The organism is Flavobacterium sp. 1355, assembly GCF_017833415.1.
Taxonomy (GTDB): Bacteria; Bacteroidota; Bacteroidia; order Flavobacteriales; family Flavobacteriaceae; genus Flavobacterium.
This window is the reverse complement of record NZ_JAFICC010000007.1, coordinates 14,033-32,482: the sequence shown is the minus strand read 5'-3', so window position 1 is coordinate 32,482 and position 18,450 is coordinate 14,033. Positions and strand designations below refer to the sequence as shown.

Annotated in this window: 13 protein-coding genes; 6 read left to right on the top strand and 7 right to left on the bottom strand. The window is 33.6% G+C overall.

What is annotated here, in order from left to right:
* Positions 1-14 precede the first annotated feature (14 nt).
* Entirely contained in the window at positions 15-968 is a 954-nt protein-coding gene (locus JOD96_RS10145) for an AAA family ATPase (RefSeq protein ID WP_209564168.1), read from the top strand.
* A gap of 57 nt (positions 969-1,025) precedes the next feature.
* Here JOD96_RS10145 and xrtN read toward each other — a convergent pair whose 3' ends face one another.
* Positions 1,026-2,258 (bottom strand): exosortase N, encoded by a 1,233-nt coding sequence (xrtN, locus tag JOD96_RS10140; protein ID WP_209564167.1) that lies wholly within the window; start codon positions 2,256-2,258, stop codon positions 1,026-1,028.
* Positions 2,255-4,738, bottom strand: a complete 2,484-nt coding sequence (locus JOD96_RS10135) for an XrtN system VIT domain-containing protein (protein ID WP_209564166.1) — start codon at positions 4,736-4,738, stop codon at positions 2,255-2,257. Before JOD96_RS10135 ends, xrtN begins: the two co-directional genes overlap by 4 nt.
* A gap of 430 nt (positions 4,739-5,168) precedes the next feature.
* Between JOD96_RS10135 and JOD96_RS10130 the strand changes: the two genes are divergently transcribed.
* The 3 genes from JOD96_RS10130 to JOD96_RS10120 all read left to right on the top strand — a co-directional run bounded on the left by JOD96_RS10130 (position 5,169) and on the right by JOD96_RS10120 (position 12,126).
* Positions 5,169-7,940, top strand: coding sequence for a bifunctional aconitate hydratase 2/2-methylisocitrate dehydratase (locus JOD96_RS10130; RefSeq protein WP_209564165.1), 2,772 nt, complete (start codon positions 5,169-5,171; stop codon positions 7,938-7,940).
* Between the two features lie 122 nt (positions 7,941-8,062).
* Positions 8,063-10,327, top strand: a complete 2,265-nt coding sequence (locus tag JOD96_RS10125) for an aconitate hydratase (protein WP_209564164.1) — start codon at positions 8,063-8,065, stop codon at positions 10,325-10,327.
* A gap of 356 nt (positions 10,328-10,683) precedes the next feature.
* Entirely contained in the window at positions 10,684-12,126 is a 1,443-nt protein-coding gene (locus JOD96_RS10120; RefSeq protein ID WP_209564163.1) for a C40 family peptidase, read from the top strand.
* 16 nt (positions 12,127-12,142) lie between these two features.
* Here the strand turns inward: JOD96_RS10120 and JOD96_RS10115 are convergent, their stop codons facing one another.
* Positions 12,143-12,370 (bottom strand): hypothetical protein, encoded by a 228-nt coding sequence (locus JOD96_RS10115; RefSeq protein ID WP_209564162.1) that lies wholly within the window; start codon positions 12,368-12,370, stop codon positions 12,143-12,145.
* 300 nt (positions 12,371-12,670) lie between these two features.
* Here JOD96_RS10115 and JOD96_RS10110 point away from each other — a divergent pair, with 300 nt between their 5' ends.
* The gene (locus JOD96_RS10110; protein ID WP_209564161.1) at positions 12,671-14,089 is read left to right on the top strand and encodes an APC family permease; all 1,419 of its coding nucleotides are present in this window, start codon (positions 12,671-12,673) and stop codon (positions 14,087-14,089) included.
* 108 nt (positions 14,090-14,197) lie between these two features.
* Here JOD96_RS10110 and JOD96_RS10105 read toward each other — a convergent pair whose 3' ends face one another.
* The 4 genes from JOD96_RS10105 to JOD96_RS10090 all read right to left on the bottom strand — a co-directional run bounded on the left by JOD96_RS10105 (position 14,198) and on the right by JOD96_RS10090 (position 17,302).
* Complete coding sequence (locus JOD96_RS10105; protein ID WP_209564160.1) at positions 14,198-14,659, bottom strand: DUF1810 domain-containing protein; 462 nt, start codon at positions 14,657-14,659, stop codon at positions 14,198-14,200.
* 159 nt (positions 14,660-14,818) lie between these two features.
* Positions 14,819-15,448 carry an alpha-ketoglutarate-dependent dioxygenase AlkB family protein gene (locus tag JOD96_RS10100; protein ID WP_209564159.1) on the bottom strand — a complete coding sequence of 210 codons (630 nt, stop codon included), beginning with the start codon at positions 15,446-15,448 and terminating at the stop codon, positions 14,819-14,821.
* A gap of 111 nt (positions 15,449-15,559) precedes the next feature.
* Positions 15,560-16,819: a Y-family DNA polymerase gene (locus JOD96_RS10095; RefSeq protein WP_209564158.1), complete on the bottom strand. Its 1,260-nt coding sequence runs from the start codon at positions 16,817-16,819 to the stop codon at positions 15,560-15,562.
* A 33-nt stretch (positions 16,820-16,852) separates the two neighbouring features.
* Complete coding sequence (locus JOD96_RS10090) at positions 16,853-17,302, bottom strand: LexA family protein (protein ID WP_209564157.1); 450 nt, start codon at positions 17,300-17,302, stop codon at positions 16,853-16,855.
* A 95-nt stretch (positions 17,303-17,397) separates the two neighbouring features.
* Here JOD96_RS10090 and JOD96_RS10085 point away from each other — a divergent pair, with 95 nt between their 5' ends.
* A complete protein-coding gene (locus tag JOD96_RS10085; protein ID WP_209564156.1) occupies positions 17,398-18,174 on the top strand; it encodes an XRE family transcriptional regulator in 777 nt (258 codons plus the stop codon).
* Positions 18,175-18,450: the final 276 nt, after the last annotated feature.

The following is an 18,450-nucleotide window of genomic DNA, read 5'->3' as shown; positions in this document are numbered from 1 at the left end:
TAAAATATATTTAAATGTCTGACGTAACGGCAATTCATAATTTAGTTCAAAAAAGAAATGAATTAAAAATCGAAATAGCAAAAATTATTGTAGGTCAGGATGAAGTTGTTGATCAAATCCTGATCTGTATTTTCTCTGGCGGACATGCACTATTAATAGGTGTGCCAGGATTAGCAAAAACTTTATTGATTAATACCTTGTCGCAGGCACTGGGGCTGGATTTTAAAAGAATTCAGTTTACCCCTGATTTAATGCCTTCTGATATTTTAGGAAGTGAAATATTAGATGAAAACAGAAAATTTAAGTTTATAAAAGGACCTGTTTTTTCTAATATAATTTTGGCAGATGAGATTAACAGAACGCCACCAAAAACTCAGGCCGCTTTGCTTGAAGCTATGCAGGAACGCTCTGTGACCATTGCAGGTGAAAACCATAAATTAGATTTACCTTATTTTGTTCTGGCAACCCAAAATCCAATCGAACAAGAAGGAACTTATCCATTGCCGGAGGCGCAACTAGACCGTTTTATGTTTGCCATAAAATTAGAGTACCCTAGTTTTGAAGAAGAAGTGCAAGTTGTAAAACGTACCACATCTGATGTTAAGACAAATATTAATCCGTTATTTTCTGCACAGGAAATTATTGATTTTCAACATTTAATCCGTAGAATTCCTGTAGCTGACAACGTTATTGAATATGCTGTAACACTAGTTAGTAAAACAAGGCCGGATAATGCCTTGACAAATGATTTTGTGAAAAATTATTTAGATTGGGGAGCAGGACCAAGAGCTTCACAGAATTTAATTTTGGCAGCAAAAGCGCATGCAGCTTTTAACGGTAAATTTTCTCCGGATATAGAAGATGTAAAGGCTGTCGCAACCGGAATTTTGAGACACAGAATTATCAAGAATTACAAAGCTGATGCTGATGGAATTACTGAAGAAAAAATTATTCAGAAGCTGATGTAAAATATATTAAGTTGTAAAGCCGGAAAGATTTTTAAAATCTTTCCGGCTTTTTTATTTCTATATCCTGATCGTTTCATTAATTAAACGAACCGATTTGTTATAAAACAATTTTATTAACAACACATCTGTCAGAGAAGTGTATTTTTTGTTATCGCATTCGTACCACCAAAAAGAAAGATAATGAATGTTGTTTTTCTCCATTTTAACCTGCCATATTTTTTCGTTATTTGTTTTTATTTGTTTTGATTCGGTTATAGTGTAGCCGTCTCCAGTCCAGCAAATTAGGGGCTTGTGGATAGGCGTTTTAATATAAATAAGTTTTTTAGGAGTGGAGATTTTAAAAACTTCTTCGTCAACCCAGTTTCCTTGCTCAATAGGATATTTAGGATTCAAATTTTTTAAGATATCATAGTTTTGATCTGTTTTGATTTTTAAACTAGTTACAAATAATAATCCTACAGCTATTAAAGCTGGAAATAGTGAGGCATAACTGTTTTTGTAAACAAGTTCTTTTTTTTCAGGCTTAAAAAAGCGAATTAAAAGCAACATCGGAATAATCTGGTAAAAAACAAAACAAAGGATTCCGATACTGTGATGCAATATGTTTTCTTCTGTACAGTTGAATAATATTAAAGTTATGATTCTGAAAAAATTAGAGACAATATTGAGCACAATTATAATAAAACAAAAAAGAATAATTTGCTTAATGTTAAAATAAGCCTGCTGTCTTCTTTCTTCTAAAGTCAATAAAAATGCACCGCTGAGTAATCCTGTTTTAAACAGCGAAAGTCCCATACATGCTGTATCTACCGTGATTTTTGAATTATTGATGTAGAAATTTACGCCTTCGATTTTATCTATCGTAATAAAAAATTTTAAAGCTAAATAACTGGTATAACACAATGTTTGTTTTATCTCAGTAGTTAAATAATTAAAAAAGGTATTAAAAAGTGATGAAAAAAGTATGATGCAAAAAAAAGCAATAAATGAAAATTTTCCGATAAAATTATAGTATACCAAACACGTAAATACAGCCAAAGCCAAGAAATGCAGTGATTTTGTATGCAGGCGAAAACTTATAAACTCTAGTATGAAAATTAGTCCAAATAGTGGATAGTTTAAATTAAAATTAGTTTTTCTGCCTCCAATAGTAAATAATGCGATTGAGAATAAAATCCCAAAAAAATTAGTGTCAAAGCCATTTATAAGAATGCTGTAATTGAACAATAATAATAAGATAGTGATTGCGATAAATAGATTTTTCTTATGCTGTACTATAAAACGTTTCATTGACTTATCTGTTTTTTACTTTTTCTGTAATAAAAGAATATAGTGTATGCAATAAAAATTAATGCCCATTCATGCGGTTCAGGAACAGCACCATCATTATTTATAGAGGCATTTGCTAAAGTGTCTACATTTTTTTCAATTCCATTTTTTTTGTAATCCTCGTCAGTTTCAAGAACAATTAAAGAGGAAATAGGCGTAACGATATTGGCATCTTTGGCAAGCGTTACATATTTGTTAGCGGCTAAAGTATCTTCTTGAATTTTAACCTGTTCTTCAAGTACTTTTCCAAAAGCATACATTCTGTAAATATGATTTGAGCCAGTACTTTTAGAAATATTGTCTTTCGAATTTTCCTGAATAGAAATTTGTGCCGATTCGATATTGACTAGATTTTCGGCTGTTTTAAAAGTTATAAAATGATTTTCTTTTACCATTTTTAAACTATTGCTTAAAGTTGTCTGGTAATACTCCACATATTTTTGTTCTTTTACAGTTTGCCAGAAAGGATTAATTTCTGCGGAGATATTTATAACTTTTAAATTTTGCGTCTTAGTTTTGGCTCGTATTTTCTTTAGGTAATCAGATTCTTCAAGTTCTTCAAAATTGGCGGAGAATGTTCCGCATTTAGTAATGATTAAACTGTTTTTTGTAATTTTATAAAGTGGCAATAAGGAATAGTGTAAATTTTTAAATTCATATTGAAGATCTTTGTAATTTTCTTTATTGATTTCCTTTTTTTCTTTGTCCCTATAAACATAAAATTGTTTTCCTCTTAAGTCTAAAAAAGATTTAATTTCTGAAATTGTCCAGTTACTGTTAAGGTCTAAAATAATTTCAGAAGCTTTAAACGGTACATTTGTTTTTTGAATGTCTTTTACCTCATATATTTTATCCTTCCAGACAAAAGAATTCTCATGCAGTGTTTTATTTAAAGCTATAACTGCCTCCCAGCTGTCAAGTCCAGTTGATTCGTTAATGTAAGCGTTATTTTTTAAATCAAAATCTTTACTGGTTTGGACTTTGGCATTGCCTGTTAACTGAATCCTTGAAACAGTTGCAGCATTTGAAATATTAGGGCCTTTTATAGAAATGCTTTGATATTTCATTTCATTGTCTTCAACTTTTAGCGGTGTTGTGAAACCACATTTAAAGGTGCGTGGTGTTTCATAATTGACAGGAAAAACCCTTACGACAACTTTATTTCCTTCTTTCCATTGCAGTAATGAAGGGTCACGGTTTTCAACTCCAACAATTTGTTTGTAAGCAAATTGTGCTTTTTCTTTTGTTGTTAAAACTCCTTTTCGCTCAATGCCATTTACCCATAATGAAAGTGATGTAGCGACAGATCCTTCTGGTAACTGAAAAGAATAAATAGCTTCCCTGTCTTGCCAGGTGTCTTTTTCGCAGGCAATATTCATGGTAATTTCTGTATAAGCTAATCTTGATTCAGGATATAATTTTACATCTTCCTTAATGTTTTTGGTAAACAAATCTTCACCACTCCATAATTGTTCTTCGGTTTCCAGACGTGTGTTAAAATTTGATTTCAAAATATTTATTCGATCATCGTTAGTTAAATTAAGATCTTTACAAAATAAGTAAGCTATCGTTATAAACGGGTTGTGGATTTTTGTTTGATTAAATTGTTCGCTACCAAATGAATTTAAATCTCTAAAACTGAAAAAATTTTCAGGGCCTTTATAAACAATATCTTTTTTTAATAAAATTTCATTAAAAAAATTAGGCTCCAGATTTTGAGAAATTTTTATATAATTAGGTAAGTCATCATTATAGTCGAAAGAAGTAATTATTTCGCTTTTAATTATTTTTTCACTCTCAATATTCAGTCGTATTATAAAAGCGGCTAAACTAATGATAACTATTAGAAATCCGAAAGCAAATGAATTGAAATACTTTTTGTTTTCCCGAAAAGATTTAGTGATGCTTAGTAAATGAATAATTGAAATAACTAGTGGTACTAATCCGTAGAATCCTATCCCTAGAAGTATAATTGCGAGAATTGAAAATGGAATAATGGGTAAAAGATATATGGTGTAATATAATATAACCGTATAAGAAACTCCATTTACAAAAAATAACGCAAGGGTAATATAGTTTTCTTTTAATTCTTTATAGATAAAAAAATTTGTGATGCAAAAAAGCAAGGTTGCCATATAAATCCAAACAGGTAAATCTTCAAAAATAGAAATAGAAGTATTAAGACAGAAACAGCCTATCAGCCAGTTTAGTAAAAGGAAAGGAAGCAGATGAATGTATTTTTGTCTTTTTCTGAGGATAAGAAAAGATAATACAGTACCAAATATGAATTCAATTATTAAAGATAATGTTGCTAATGGAGCAGCAGCTTCATTTGCTAATACAATGACAAGAATAAGCATAGTAATAATACTAACTATTGTACTGATAACAACTCCTGTTTGTTCAAAATAAGTATTTGCATTTTGTAATTTGTAATTCATAGTATTGTGTTTTTAAAAGAACTTTGAAATACAAAGTTAAAATAAAAATTGAATTACCAATTTTTTAAGGTATTTTTTTAGTCAATATTTTAAAATAAAAAAGGAATTATTAAAAACAGGATTTTATGTCAACAAACTTCAACTATAACGTTGTAAATCTTAATTTAGAACTATTCTTCGTTAAAACATAGGTAAAATCCTGCTTAGTTTGCAACATTTAATTCCGACTTTGTTAAAGAAAAGATTTTAAAATACCAATAATTCATTTATTTAATTTAAAATTGATATTTTGGCAAAAAAATACATTCAAAATCGTTTTTTAATAATAATAATTTTTGAAAAGACGGCATCCATTATATTTTTTTTAGTTCTCGGCATTAATTATTAAATTTGCGAACAAAAAAATAAAATACCTAGAAATACCTCTACTATGAACATTTATAAGGATTACATCCAAGAAATTGAAGAAAGAAAAGGTCAAGGGCTTCACCCGAAACCAATTGATGGTGCTGAATTATTAAGCGATATCATTGAACAAATTAAAGATTTGAATAATGAATACAGAGAAGATTCTCTTAAGTTCTTTATTTATAATGTTGTACCGGGAACGACGAGCGCAGCTGGTCTGAAAGCTAAATTTCTAAAAGAAATCATTCTTGGTGAATCCGTAGTAAAAGAAATAACACCTGCTTTTGCTTTTGAGTTACTATCACACATGAAAGGTGGGCCTTCGATTGAGGTGTTACTTGATCTGGCGCTTGGTAATGATGCTGCTATTGCAAAAGAAGCTGCAAATGTTCTAAAAACACAAGTTTACCTTTATGAGGCAGATACGGATCGTTTAAAAGAAGCATTTAAAAATGAAAACCCAATTGCCAGAGAAATTCTTGAAAGTTATGCAAAGGCAGAGTTTTTTACTTCATTGCCAGAAGTAGCAGAAGAAATTAAAGTAGTGACTTATATCGCTGGTGAAGGAGATATTTCTACAGATTTATTATCTCCGGGTAACCAGGCTCACTCTCGTTCTGATCGTGAACTTCATGGGAAATGTATGATAACTCCGCAGGCACAAGACGAAATCAAGATGCTGCAGGCTCAGTATCCTGATGCAAGTGTGATGTTGATTGCAGAGAAAGGTACAATGGGTGTAGGTTCGTCAAGAATGTCAGGTGTAAATAACGTGGCACTTTGGACAGGTAAACAAGCAAGTCCGTATGTTCCATTTATTAATATTGCTCCAATTGTTGCAGGAACAAATGGTATTTCTCCAATTTTCCTAACAACTGTTGATGTTACTGGTGGAATTGGTTTAGATCTTAAAAACTGGGTAAAAAAGCTTGATGCAGATGGAAATGTTATTCGTAATGAGAATAATGAACCTATTTTGGAAGAAGCATATTCTGTTGCTACCGGAACTGTATTAACAATAAATACAAAAACGAAGAAGCTTTATAATGGAGATAAAGAGTTAATAGATATTTCAAAGGCATTCACACCTCAAAAAATGGAATTCATTAAAGCCGGAGGGTCATATGCAATTGTATTTGGTAAAAAACTTCAAACATTAGCAGCGAAAGTTCTTGATATTGAAGCTCCTCTTGTATTTGCTCCGTCAAAAGAGATTTCTATCGAAGGACAAGGTCTTACAGCAGTAGAAAAAATCTTTAACAGAAATGCTGTTGGTATCACTCAGGGTAAAGTACTACATGCTGGCTCAGATGTTCGTGTAGAAGTTAACATCGTAGGTTCACAAGATACTACCGGTCTTATGACTGCTCAGGAATTAGAATCTATGGCTGCTACAGTAATTTCGCCAATTGTGGATGGTGCTTATCAATCTGGTTGCCATACAGCTTCGGTTTGGGATAAAAAAGCGCAGGCAAATATTCCAAAATTGATGAAATTTATGAATGATTTCGGTTTAATCACAGCTCGTGACCCGAAAGGCGTTTATCATTCAATGACTGACGTAATTCATAAAGTGCTTAACGATATTACAATCGATGAGTGGGCGATCATCATTGGTGGTGACTCTCATACAAGAATGTCAAAAGGTGTTGCTTTTGGTGCTGACTCAGGAACAGTTGCTCTTGCACTTGCTACTGGTGAAGCTTCAATGCCAATTCCGGAATCTGTAAAGGTGACGTTTATTGGAGAGATGAAAGATTATATGGACTTCCGTGATGTAGTTCATTCTACACAATCTCAAATGCTTAAGAAATTTGGTGGTGAAAACGTATTCCAGGGTAGAATTATTGAAGTTCATCTTGGGACTCTTACCGCAGACCAGGCATTTACATTTACAGACTGGACTGCAGAAATGAAAGCAAAAGCTTCTATCTGTATTTCTGAAGATGATACTTTGATTGAATCACTGGAGATTGCAAAAGGCAGAATTCAGATTATGATCGACAAAGGAATGGACAATCATAAACAAGTTCTTCAGGGATTGATTAATAAAGCAGACAAGAGAATTTCGGAAATTAAATCAGCTGAAAAACCAGCTTTAACTCCAGATGCAAATGCTAAATATTATGCTGAAGTAGTTGTTGATCTTGATCAGATTATAGAGCCAATGATTGCAGATCCAGATGTGAATAACGCTGATGTTTCTAAAAGATATACGCATGATACTATACGACCTTTGTCTTTTTATGGAGGAGAGAAAAAAGTAGATCTTGGATTTATCGGTTCTTGTATGGTTCACAAAGGAGATATGAAAATCCTTGCTCAAATGCTTAAAAATATAGAAAATTTGCATGGTAAAGTTGAGTTCAAGGCACCGCTTGTGGTAGCACCTCCAACTTATAACATTGTAGATGAGCTTAAAGCAGAAGGTGACTGGGAAGTTTTACAAAAATATTCTGGTTTTGAATTTGACGACAATGCGCCTAAAGGTGCTGCACGTACTGAATACGAAAAAATGTTGTATCTAGAGCGTCCGGGATGTAATCTTTGTATGGGTAACCAGGAAAAAGCGGCAAAAGGAGATACTGTAATGGCGACTTCTACACGTCTTTTCCAGGGAAGAGTAGTAGAAGATACTGAAGGTAAAAAAGGAGAATCATTGCTTTCTTCTACGCCAGTAGTAGTTTTGTCTACAATTTTGGGTAGAACTCCTACGTTAGATGAATATACAGCTGCGGTAGAGGGTATTAGTTTAACCAGATTTGCACCTTCTCATAAATTGTTAGTAATGTAATTACATGATTATTCAAATATTAGAAAAGCCCGAGTATAAACTCGGGCTTTTTCTTTTCTGGCTACTCTATTTTTTGTACCTTGTCGTGTTAAAAATAAAAACAAAACAAACAATTATAACTTATGGCTTTTGATATTGAAATGATAAAAAAAGTGTATGAGAACATGCCTGGTCGTGTTGATAAAGCACGCGAGATTGTTGGTCGTCCACTTACTTTAACGGAGAAAATTTTATACAATCACCTTTGGGATGGAAATCCAACAAAGGCGTTTGGAAGAGGAGTTGATTATGTAGATTTTGCACCAGACCGTGTTGCTTGTCAAGATGCAACAGCTCAAATGGCATTATTGCAATTTATGCATGCCGGAAAGAAAACAGTTGCTGTTCCTACAACAGTTCACTGTGATCACTTAATTCAGGCAAAAGTAGATGCAGTAACCGATTTGGCAAGGGCAAAAACACAAAGTAACGAAGTTTTCGATTTCTTATCGTCAGTTTCTAATAAATATGGAATAGGTTTCTGGAAACCAGGAGCCGGAATTATTCACCAGGTAGTACTTGAAAATTATGCTTTCCCGGGCGGAATGATGATTGGTACCGATTCTCACACTGTAAATGCAGGTGGTTTAGGTATGGTCGCTATTGGGGTTGGTGGAGCAGATGCTGTAGACGTTATGTCTGGTATGGCATGGGAACTAAAGTTTCCGAAATTAATCGGAGTAAAATTAACTGGTAAATTATCAGGATGGACTGCTCCTAAAGATGTTATCCTGAAAGTTGCCGGTATTCTTACTGTAAAAGGTGGTACTGGAGCTATTGTAGAATATTTTGGCGAAGGTGCAACTGCTATGTCATGTACAGGTAAAGGTACTATTTGTAACATGGGAGCAGAAATCGGAGCAACAACTTCGACTTTTGGTTATGATGATTCTATGAGTCGTTACCTGCGTTCTACAAACAGAGCTGATGTTGCTGATGCAGCAGATAAAGTAGCTTCATACTTAACCGGAGACCCGGAAGTTTATGCTAATCCGGAACAATATTTTGATCAGGTTATCGAAATCAATTTAACTGAGTTAGAGCCACATTTAAATGGTCCTTTTACTCCCGATTTAGCTACTCCAATTTCTAAAATGAAAGAAGCTGCAATCAAAAACAACTGGCCATTACAAATTCAGGTTGGTTTAATTGGTTCTTGTACGAACTCTTCTTACGAAGATATTTCGCGTGCCGCTTCTTTAGCAAAACAAGTTGCAGATAAAAATTTAAAAACTAAATCACAGTTTACAATTACGCCTGGTTCAGAAGTAGTTCGTTCTACAATTGAAAGAGATGGTTTTATCGAAACTTTCCATAAAATTGGTGCAACGGTATTTGCTAATGCCTGCGGACCTTGTATTGGTATGTGGGACAGAGAAGGAGCAGAGAAAGAAGAAAGAAATACGATTGTTCACTCTTTTAACCGTAACTTCTCAAAACGTGCCGATGGGAATCCAAACACTTTGGCTTTTGTAGGCTCTCCGGAATTGGTAACGGCCTTGGCTATTGCTGGTGATTTAGGTTTTAATCCATTAACAGATAAATTAATCAACGAAGATGGAGAAGAAGTAATGCTTGATGCCCCAACAGGAGATGAGCTTCCGTCTAAAGGTTTCTATGCCGAAGACCCTGGATTTCAGGCTCCGGCTGCAGACGGCTCCGAAGTTCAGGTTGTTGTTAATCCAGCTTCAGAACGTTTACAATTGTTAGCTCCGTTTGATGCATGGGATGGTAAAAATATAACTGGTGCAAAATTGCTGATCAAAGCTTTTGGAAAATGTACAACAGACCATATTTCTATGGCAGGACCATGGTTGCGTTTCCGCGGACATTTAGATAATATTTCTAACAACATGTTGATTGGTGCAGTAAATGCATTCAATCAAAAAACAAATTCAGTCAAAAATCAATTAACCGGAGATTATGATGCAGTTCCTGCAGTAGCCCGTGCTTACAAAGCAGCCGGAGTTCCTTCTGTTGTTATAGGAGATCACAACTATGGAGAAGGCTCATCTCGTGAACATGCTGCTATGGAACCACGTTTCTTAGGGGTTAAAGCAGTGTTGGTAAAATCTTTCGCTCGTATTCATGAAACAAACCTTAAAAAACAAGGTCTCCTTGGTTTAACTTTTGCTAATGAAGCAGATTATGATAAAATTCAGGAAGACGATACTATTAACTTTATTGACTTAACAGAGTTCGCTCCTGGAAAACCATTAACGTTAGAGTTCGTTCATGCAGATGGTACAAAAGATATTATTTTTGCTAACCATACTTACAACGCAGGACAAATAGGCTGGTTCGTTGCAGGTTCAGCATTAAACCTGATTGCTGCCGGAAAAGCTTAATCTTTAGCACTCCCTTATATTTTAAACGCTCTGTGAAAACAGGGCGTTTTTTTATTACAAAGGGAAAGAAAAGACAGACATAAAGCAATCTTTTCACAATATTTACACATTATAATTCGTTTTATTCAAAAATATAATTCCTCGGATAAAAAGCATGTTTTCAAAGTATTGAGGCAACTTCGATGTATTAGGCTGTTAATTCGAACTAAATTAGATGTTAAAAAACGTGCAAATTCTACTTTAAAAATTTAAATTCGCTTTTTACATAATATATTTTGACTTCTCTAAGTTATATAATTTAGGTTTAAAGTTATATTATTTAAACTTAAAGAAGTATTCATTAAACTTTAATAGGTATGATTTTTAGATTAATTATAGTAGTGTTTTTATTTAGTGTAAGTGTTTTTTCTCAGGAGAAATTCATCAAACATAAAATTTCAAAGGGAGAAAACCTTACTGTAATTGCTAAAAAATATGGTATAAAAGCGAAAGATATCAAAGATGCTAATCCGGATGCTCCAAAAGTCTTAAAACTGAATTCAATTTTATTAATTCCGGGTACAAATAAAAAAGCTACTACAACAAAAACAGAAACAGCTGCAAATATAACCTCGCCAGCAAATTCAAATTCAGGTTTGCACGAAGTAATTGAAAAAGAAACACTGTGGGCGATCTCAAAAAAATATAATGTTTCAGTTGAAGACTTAAAGAAAGCCAACCCTCTTTTAGAGACAGAAGACTTGAAAATAGGACAGAAAATTACTATTCCTTCTTTTAATAATACTCTAGCCTCTGCAGATAAAGCATTAGATGACCTTAAAATCGTAGACGTAGTTGATTATGTAGTTGAGGTAAAACCAAAGGAAACAAAGTACTTAATTGCAAAAAAATACGGGATAACAGTTGCAGAATTAGAGCGCCAAAATCCGTTTATTAAAAGAAAATTACCAGTAGGATATGTTTTAAACATTAAAACTTCTAAAGGTAGGGTAAGCCCGGAAATAAAACAGATGGATGTTACAAAAACTCCCATTGTAGAAAAAGCAGTTGTTACTTCAGATAATTCTATTAAAACTACTGAAATAAAACCAGAAACCGAATTGGCAAAAACTACTGAAATTGTTGTTGAGGTACAGCCAAAAGAAACAAAATATGCTATTGCAAAAAGATACGGAATTACAGTAGCAGAACTGGAAAGACAAAATCCTTTTATAAAGGGGAAATTGCCGGTAGGTTATGTTTTGAAAATTAATACATCAGGCGAAAGAGGAGTTTCTGCAGACGGACAAACAACGGCTCCTGAATTGGAAAACAGCACATCAGCTTCAACTCAGGTTGCTTATAACTCAGGAATTAAAAAAGATTCATCCAGTATACATTCTCCATTTAGAGTTAGCAATCATTCAGAGCTAGTCGAACAATTGATCGTAAACGCAACCGAAAATATTGGAACCCGTTACAGATCTGGCGGAACCACAAAAGCAGGTTTTGATTGTTCTGGCCTAATGATTTGTACCTTTAATAATTTTGATATTAAATTGCCAAGAAGTTCTATCGAGCAATCAAGGGTAGGTACTAAAGTAGATTCTAATGAAGCTCAGAAAGGTGATTTAATTTTCTTTAAAACAAACGGTAGACGCCAAATCAATCATGTTGGAATGGTGGTAGATGTAGCCGACGGAGAAATTAAATTTGTACATTCTTCGACGCACGGCGGTGTTATGATTTCTTCAACCAAAGAACCTTATTATCAAAGAGCCTTTTCTCAGGTCAATCGTGTTTTAGATCAGATTAATTAAGATTTGATCATTTGTACTAATTTATTTTCTCAGCGTATTTCTTTTTAATATTTGTACTGATATATGTACTAAGCCCTTTTCCTTTTAGCGCTAGTTTTTTCATACGTTCTACATGTGAATTGCCCGGAATTTCATAATTGTACAAATAACTTCCATCGTTTTTAAATTGAACAATGATAAAATCTGAACCAATTTCATAGGATTCAACACCTGAATCTCCTTTTAGATTTCTATATTTTTCCATTTTAAGTCAATAGTTGGATAATTATTTAATTATCAGATGTAACTTACTGAAATATAATAATTTTATCGAAAACAATTATAAATTGTTATATAAAATACTGTTCTCATGAAAACGAAAATTGCATGAGGGATAGAGGCGGTATCCTTTTGCCAGCGGAGCAAGGTAAAAGATATAGCCGAAAGCCCGACCCGAAGGGACATGCCCAAAATAATGTGGAAATCTAAAATCCCGAATGTAAAATCTAAAATTTCAGAAAAAAGTATATCTTTAACCAACCCTAAAACCAAAAAAAACAAAATAATGCAAGACGACAACCAAGAACAAGAACATTTTAAAAGAGAACTCGGATTACTAGACGGAACCATGCTTGTTGTAGGTTCTATGATTGGCTCGGGAATATTTATCGTAAGTGCCGATATTGCCAGACAGGTAGGATCTGCCGGATGGCTCACGCTAATATGGCTTATATCAGGTTTGATTACAATTATTGCTGCTGTTAGTTACGGAGAATTAAGTGCAATGTTTCCAAAAGCAGGGGGACAGTATGTGTATCTAAAAGAAGCTTACAATAAACTGATTGCCTTTTTGTATGGCTGGAGTTTTTTTGCTGTAATACAAACCGGAACAATTGCCGCTGTCGGTGTGGCTTTTTCTAAGTTTGCAGCTTATCTTTATGAACCTTTCAGTGATGAGAATATATTGTTTGAAACGGGGTTCTTTAAACTCAATGCAGCTCAGATTGTTTCAATTTTTACAATTATTTTGCTAACATACATTAATAGCCGTGGAGTAAAAAACGGAAAAATTCTACAGACTATTCTAACGATTATTAAGATATTATCATTGCTTGGCTTAATTGTTTTTGGCTTAACGCTTGCTGCAAAAGCATCAATCTGGGATGCTAACTGGGCAGATGCATGGACACCGCGTGCATATAATCCTCAGGAGGGATCATGGCTGCCTATTGGTGGAACAGCATTAATTACTGGTATTTCTGCTGCGATGGTAGGATCTTTATTTTCTAGTGATGCCTGGAATGGGGTAACATTTATAGCTGGCGAAATTAAAAATCCAAAACGTAATGTTGGTTTCAGTTTGTTTTTGGGAACTTTTATTGTTACAATTATTTATGTATTAACAAATTTAATGTACCTGGCAGTTATTCCTTTTGACGAAATAGCAACTGCAAAATCAGATCGTGTAGCTGTTGTGGCTTCACAATATATTTTTGGCAATAGCGGTGCATTGATTATTGCAATCATGATTATGATTTCGACTTTTGCGTGTAATAATGGATTAATTATGGCTGGAGCCAGAGTATACTATACAATGGCAAATGATGGTTTATTTTTTAAAAAAGCTGCGGTATTAAACAAGTTTAGTGTTCCTGAATGGGCACTTTGGGCACAGTGTTTTTGGGCTTCTGCCTTATGTTTGACAGGCAAATATGGAGATTTGTTAGACTTTGTCATCATCATCGTTTTGATTTTTTACATTCTTACCATTTATGGAATTTTTATTTTAAGAAAAAAGATGCCTGATGTAGAAAGACCGTACAAAGCTTTTGGATATCCATTTTTACCAATGCTCTACATTATAGTAGCAACCGCAATTTGTATTTCATTGCTATTTACAAAATTTTCGACCTGTGGTTGGGGGGTTTTGATTATGTTAGCCGGAATACCGGTTTATTATCTAACAAAACCTAAAGAATCTTAAAAAGTCATTAAGACTTATAATGAAATCCTTATAAAGAAAAAACGTCTTGCTATGCAAGACGTTTTTTTTTGAAAAATTATTATTTTACTGTAAAAAGCTTAATGCAAATTAGATCTCCGTTTGCTGCAACGCCGGATGTATCATTTCGTTTATTATTGACAAAGTAAGCGTATCAAATTTTCCGGAGAAAAAAGTATCCAATACCTCCTGAAAAACTGGATCTGTATTATTTGTTAAGCTAAAAAGTGTCATGCATGACTGTAATTTAAGTGCATCCAGATCACCAAATATCGCTTCAGCCGATTTCATTTTAAAATCTAAAAGAACTTTGGAAACTTCTATGAGATGTTTTCCAAGAACCGGGTGCGCAAGAAATTCTTCGCTTTGCTGAAGATTTTCTATGGCATACAATTTAGACATTTCACTTTTACCTAATCCTTTTATCTGAGGAAAAATAAACCACATCCAATGGGTTTCTTTTTTACCCTTTTTTAGTTCAGTAAGAGCTGTAAGATAGAGTTTGTTTTGTGCCTCTAAAAAACGGGTTAAATCATTGTTTAATTTTGCCATTGGGTAAAATATTATTGGAAAAAAGTTGAAAAATACTAAAAAAGATAAGTGTTGCCTAATATAAATTGATAAGAAGCGATTATTTTATTTTGTACGCTTGATTTTGAGGTTTTTTCTGACGTGAAACCCATCTCTCATTGTGTTTAAATATATTTTACATTATTCTGTTTTCCTGTCTGTTCTTCTAAAAGTTAAATTTATTCTTGGTAATACATCTCGCGCAGTTTTTGGAACCTGATGCTGCCAAAAGCTATTTGTTGTTCCGGCCATTAACAAAAAAGATCCATGATGCAGCGGAATTTCAACCTGTGCTACATCTTTTCTAAATTTATGGCGAAGTCTGAATATTCTTGTATCTCCAAAAGTTACTGACGCAATTATAGGATCTTTACCTGTATTGTTTTCTTTGTCGCTATGCCATCCCACACCATCTTTTCCGTTTCGGTACAAATTCAGCAGCAGACTATTAAAATCCAGCTGCGTTTCTTTTTCTACACGGCTCCTGATAGTGAGAAGATCATAAGTCCAGTCCGGACCATTTGGATCTGCACCGACATTATTTTTATCTTCATACCAGGCAATCATTCTGGGAGCAGTAACAGTCTTGTCAAAAATTTCCATTTGATATCCCCTCCATTTAGTCTGATGAAGTAGTTTTTCATAAAAATGATCAGATTCTTCTTTAGTAAAGAAATTATCTATCAAAATAAGTTCTGTATCAGGCAGGTCAAATATTTTTTTTCCTCCTGAACCTGTGGTAAATAATTCAGTGTCGTTAAATAGTGTCATAACTTTGTTTTTTAGGTTTGTTATAGCGGTATATTTGGATAATCTGATTTAATAGTTTGATTTAATGATGTACAGGAATTTTAATTTTATAATTTTTAATGAAATGAGTGATCAGACCTTAACAATGATCACATCTTTCAGGCAAGTAGAAAATTTTGGCGATAGCCTGTCCTGTCGCATTTTCCATTGTCGGCCTAAAGACTGTACTCCGAATTTAATTTTATTCTCACCATAACATTGATTCATTTTGTCAATAACACTCATTAAAGGCTGATGTTTTGGATTTGAGGTTTTGAACAAATTGAGTTGTGTTTCATTATTTGATGTTAAACCCATTACAATTACTCCTGCTTTTTTATAACGATATCCTGCTTTGAAAATGGTGTTAAAACCTTTTTGTGCCGCCTTGTTAAGTTCAATGGTCGAATTGGTCGGAAAATCAGTTGTAATTGTAATACTTCTCGAATATTGAGAGTTCTCACCACCCAAAAAATCAGTCTGAATAAAAACCGTAATCATGTTACAATGACAGTTCTGACTGCGCAATTTCTCTGCACAAGAAGCTGTGAATGTGCTGATACGTTCTGAAATTTGTTCAAATGAAGTATACCTTCTTTCAAATGATCTCGTAGTAGCAATCATTTTTCGGCCTTTTGCTTCTTCTAAATCTAATGTTGGTTTTCCTTCCAGATCATGTTTTAACCTAAGTCCGACAACGGCCATCTCTTTTCGCACCCAGGCATCCGGAAGTTGTGTGAATTGATAAGCAGTGGTAACGTTTTTTGACTTGAGTCGTTTAGCATGTTTTCTCCCGATTCCCCATACATCCTCTATTTTTGTCCATTTTAAAGCTTTAATTCTTTTTTCTTCTGAGTCAATTAAATAAACATTTTGCGTACGATCGGCAAATTTTCGCGCAATTTTATTGGCCATTTTTGCCAAAGCTTTGGTAGGTGCAATACCAATACTTACAGGAATTCCGGTTCCCTGTGTTATTTCTTTTCGCATTTTTAGCCCAAGTGCGTTTAGATCAAATAACTCATAACCCGAAAATTTCAGGAAAGCTTCATCAATGCTGTAAATTTCAATTTCTGTTGTATACGCCCGAAGCATGTTCATTACCCGATTGCTCATATCGCCATACAGCGGATAATTAGAAGAATAAACAAAAATGTTTTTCTCTTTAAAAACAGCTTCATACTTAAAAGCAGGAATAGCCATTGGTATGCCCAAAGCTTTCGCCTCATCAGAACGCGAAATAACACAACCATCATTATTAGAGAGGATAACTATAGGTTTCCCTCTTAATTTTGGCTCAAATACCCTTTGGCATGAAGCATAAAAATTGTTACAATCGACTAAAGCAAACATTTCTAAACTATTATTTATCCTAATTTTTTTATTTTAAAAAGACTTTATACTGTGAATCACAATTCCCCAAATCATGAAATTATTTTCGGAAGTTACTTTTATAGGTTCATAATCTTCATTTTCGGCTATAAGCCAAACAATATCTTTTTCTATTTTAATTCGTTTTACAGTAAATTCGCCATCAATCTGGCAGACAGCAATTTTATTGTTTTGGGGCTCGAGACTTTTATCAATGATAAGTAAATCACCATCAGTAATACCTACATTTTTCATAGAATGACCTTTAACCCTGGCAAAATAAGTTGTGTCTTTGTGTTTAATAAATTCTCTGTTGAGGTCAATTGTCAACTCGATAAAATCATCTGCTGGCGAAGGAAAACCTGCACTTATGCCTACATCAAAGAAAGGCAGCTCAATTTTGGAACTATTATCCGGAATATAAAATTCCAGTGTTTTTACTCTATTTAGATTTATCAATTTCATAATCACTCAGATGGCATTTTTAAACAAGACAAAATTAGCACAGACAATAACATTTTTTTGTATATTTGCTGTTCCAAATTATAACAAATTAATCTATGTCTTTATTTTCAGATAATATTAGAGCACTAAGGGTTAAGCATAAAATATCACAAGAGAAATTAGCTGGAAACCTTAAAATTACCCGAGGAAGGTACGTTAAGTACGAAGACGGAACTTCAGAAGCACCGTATGATATTTTAAAGCAGATTGCTTTATATTTTCATATGAGTATCGACTTATTGTTATCGGTCGATATACGCAAAATAGATGTGGAAAATTTAATAAAATTAGAAGGTAACCGACTCATCCTGCCGATACAAGTTGATCGATTCGGCGAAAATTTTATAGAAATTGTAAGTCAAAAAGCAAAAGCGGGCTACTTAAACGGCTATGCCGATCCTGAATATATTGAGAGTTTACAGCAGGTTTCGCTTCCGTTTTTAGGACCTGGCAAGCATCGAGGTTTTCCCGTAGAAGGTGATTCAATGCCGCCACACGAAGACGGTTCCATTATTATTGGCCGTTATGTGGAAAGTTTAGGTCAGGTTATGGATGGCAAAACTTATATCCTGATTACCAAAAATGAAGGTATGGTTTATAAACGTCTCAATAAAAACAAAAAGAATGCTTTAGTTCTGGAATCAGATAATCGTTTTTATCCAAATTATGAAGTAAAAGCTTCAGACATTTTAGAAATCTGGGAATACGAATGTAACATTGGCCGAAGCGACAAACGTCATGAATTGTCTGAATCTCAATCGATGAAAGAATTGCTTTTGGAAGTGAAAAGAGAGGTGATGGAAATTAAGAATAATACGTTAGGGACGAGTTAAGTTATTTGATCTTTCTGTTTTCTGTATTTTGTCTATTATCCCAAAAAGATAATATTTCGATTTGATCTCCATTGATTTCATAAAAAATCAAATAAACTTTCATTAGGATAACACGAGTGATTTTATTAGAAGTAAGTCTTCCGATAAATTCATTGTTGAAAGAGTCTCTAACAAATCTTCAACTTTTCAAGAATTTTTAAACTATAATGTGAATTCTCATTTCTAACAACATAGAATTCAAGAACATTGTAAAATTCAAGTTTGGCTAGTTCAGAC

Excerpts from the sequence above, each read along its gene's own strand:
- JOD96_RS10145 (WP_209564168.1), top strand. The coding sequence starts at position 15 with ATGTCTGACGTAACGGCAATTCATAATTTAGTTCAAAAAAGAAATGAA.
- xrtN (WP_209564167.1), bottom strand. The coding sequence starts at position 2,258 with ATGAAACGTTTTATAGTACAGCATAAGAAAAATCTATTTATCGCAATC.
- JOD96_RS10135 (WP_209564166.1), bottom strand. The coding sequence starts at position 4,738 with ATGAATTACAAATTACAAAATGCAAATACTTATTTTGAACAAACAGGA.
- JOD96_RS10130 (WP_209564165.1), top strand. The coding sequence starts at position 5,169 with ATGAACATTTATAAGGATTACATCCAAGAAATTGAAGAAAGAAAAGGT.
- JOD96_RS10125 (WP_209564164.1), top strand. The coding sequence starts at position 8,063 with ATGGCTTTTGATATTGAAATGATAAAAAAAGTGTATGAGAACATGCCT.
- JOD96_RS10120 (WP_209564163.1), top strand. The coding sequence starts at position 10,684 with ATGATTTTTAGATTAATTATAGTAGTGTTTTTATTTAGTGTAAGTGTT.
- JOD96_RS10115 (WP_209564162.1), bottom strand. The coding sequence starts at position 12,370 with ATGGAAAAATATAGAAATCTAAAAGGAGATTCAGGTGTTGAATCCTAT.
- JOD96_RS10110 (WP_209564161.1), top strand. The coding sequence starts at position 12,671 with ATGCAAGACGACAACCAAGAACAAGAACATTTTAAAAGAGAACTCGGA.
- JOD96_RS10105 (WP_209564160.1), bottom strand. The coding sequence starts at position 14,659 with ATGGCAAAATTAAACAATGATTTAACCCGTTTTTTAGAGGCACAAAAC.
- JOD96_RS10100 (WP_209564159.1), bottom strand. The coding sequence starts at position 15,448 with ATGACACTATTTAACGACACTGAATTATTTACCACAGGTTCAGGAGGA.
- JOD96_RS10095 (WP_209564158.1), bottom strand. The coding sequence starts at position 16,819 with ATGTTTGCTTTAGTCGATTGTAACAATTTTTATGCTTCATGCCAAAGG.
- JOD96_RS10090 (WP_209564157.1), bottom strand. The coding sequence starts at position 17,302 with ATGAAATTGATAAATCTAAATAGAGTAAAAACACTGGAATTTTATATT.
- JOD96_RS10085 (WP_209564156.1), top strand. The coding sequence starts at position 17,398 with ATGTCTTTATTTTCAGATAATATTAGAGCACTAAGGGTTAAGCATAAA.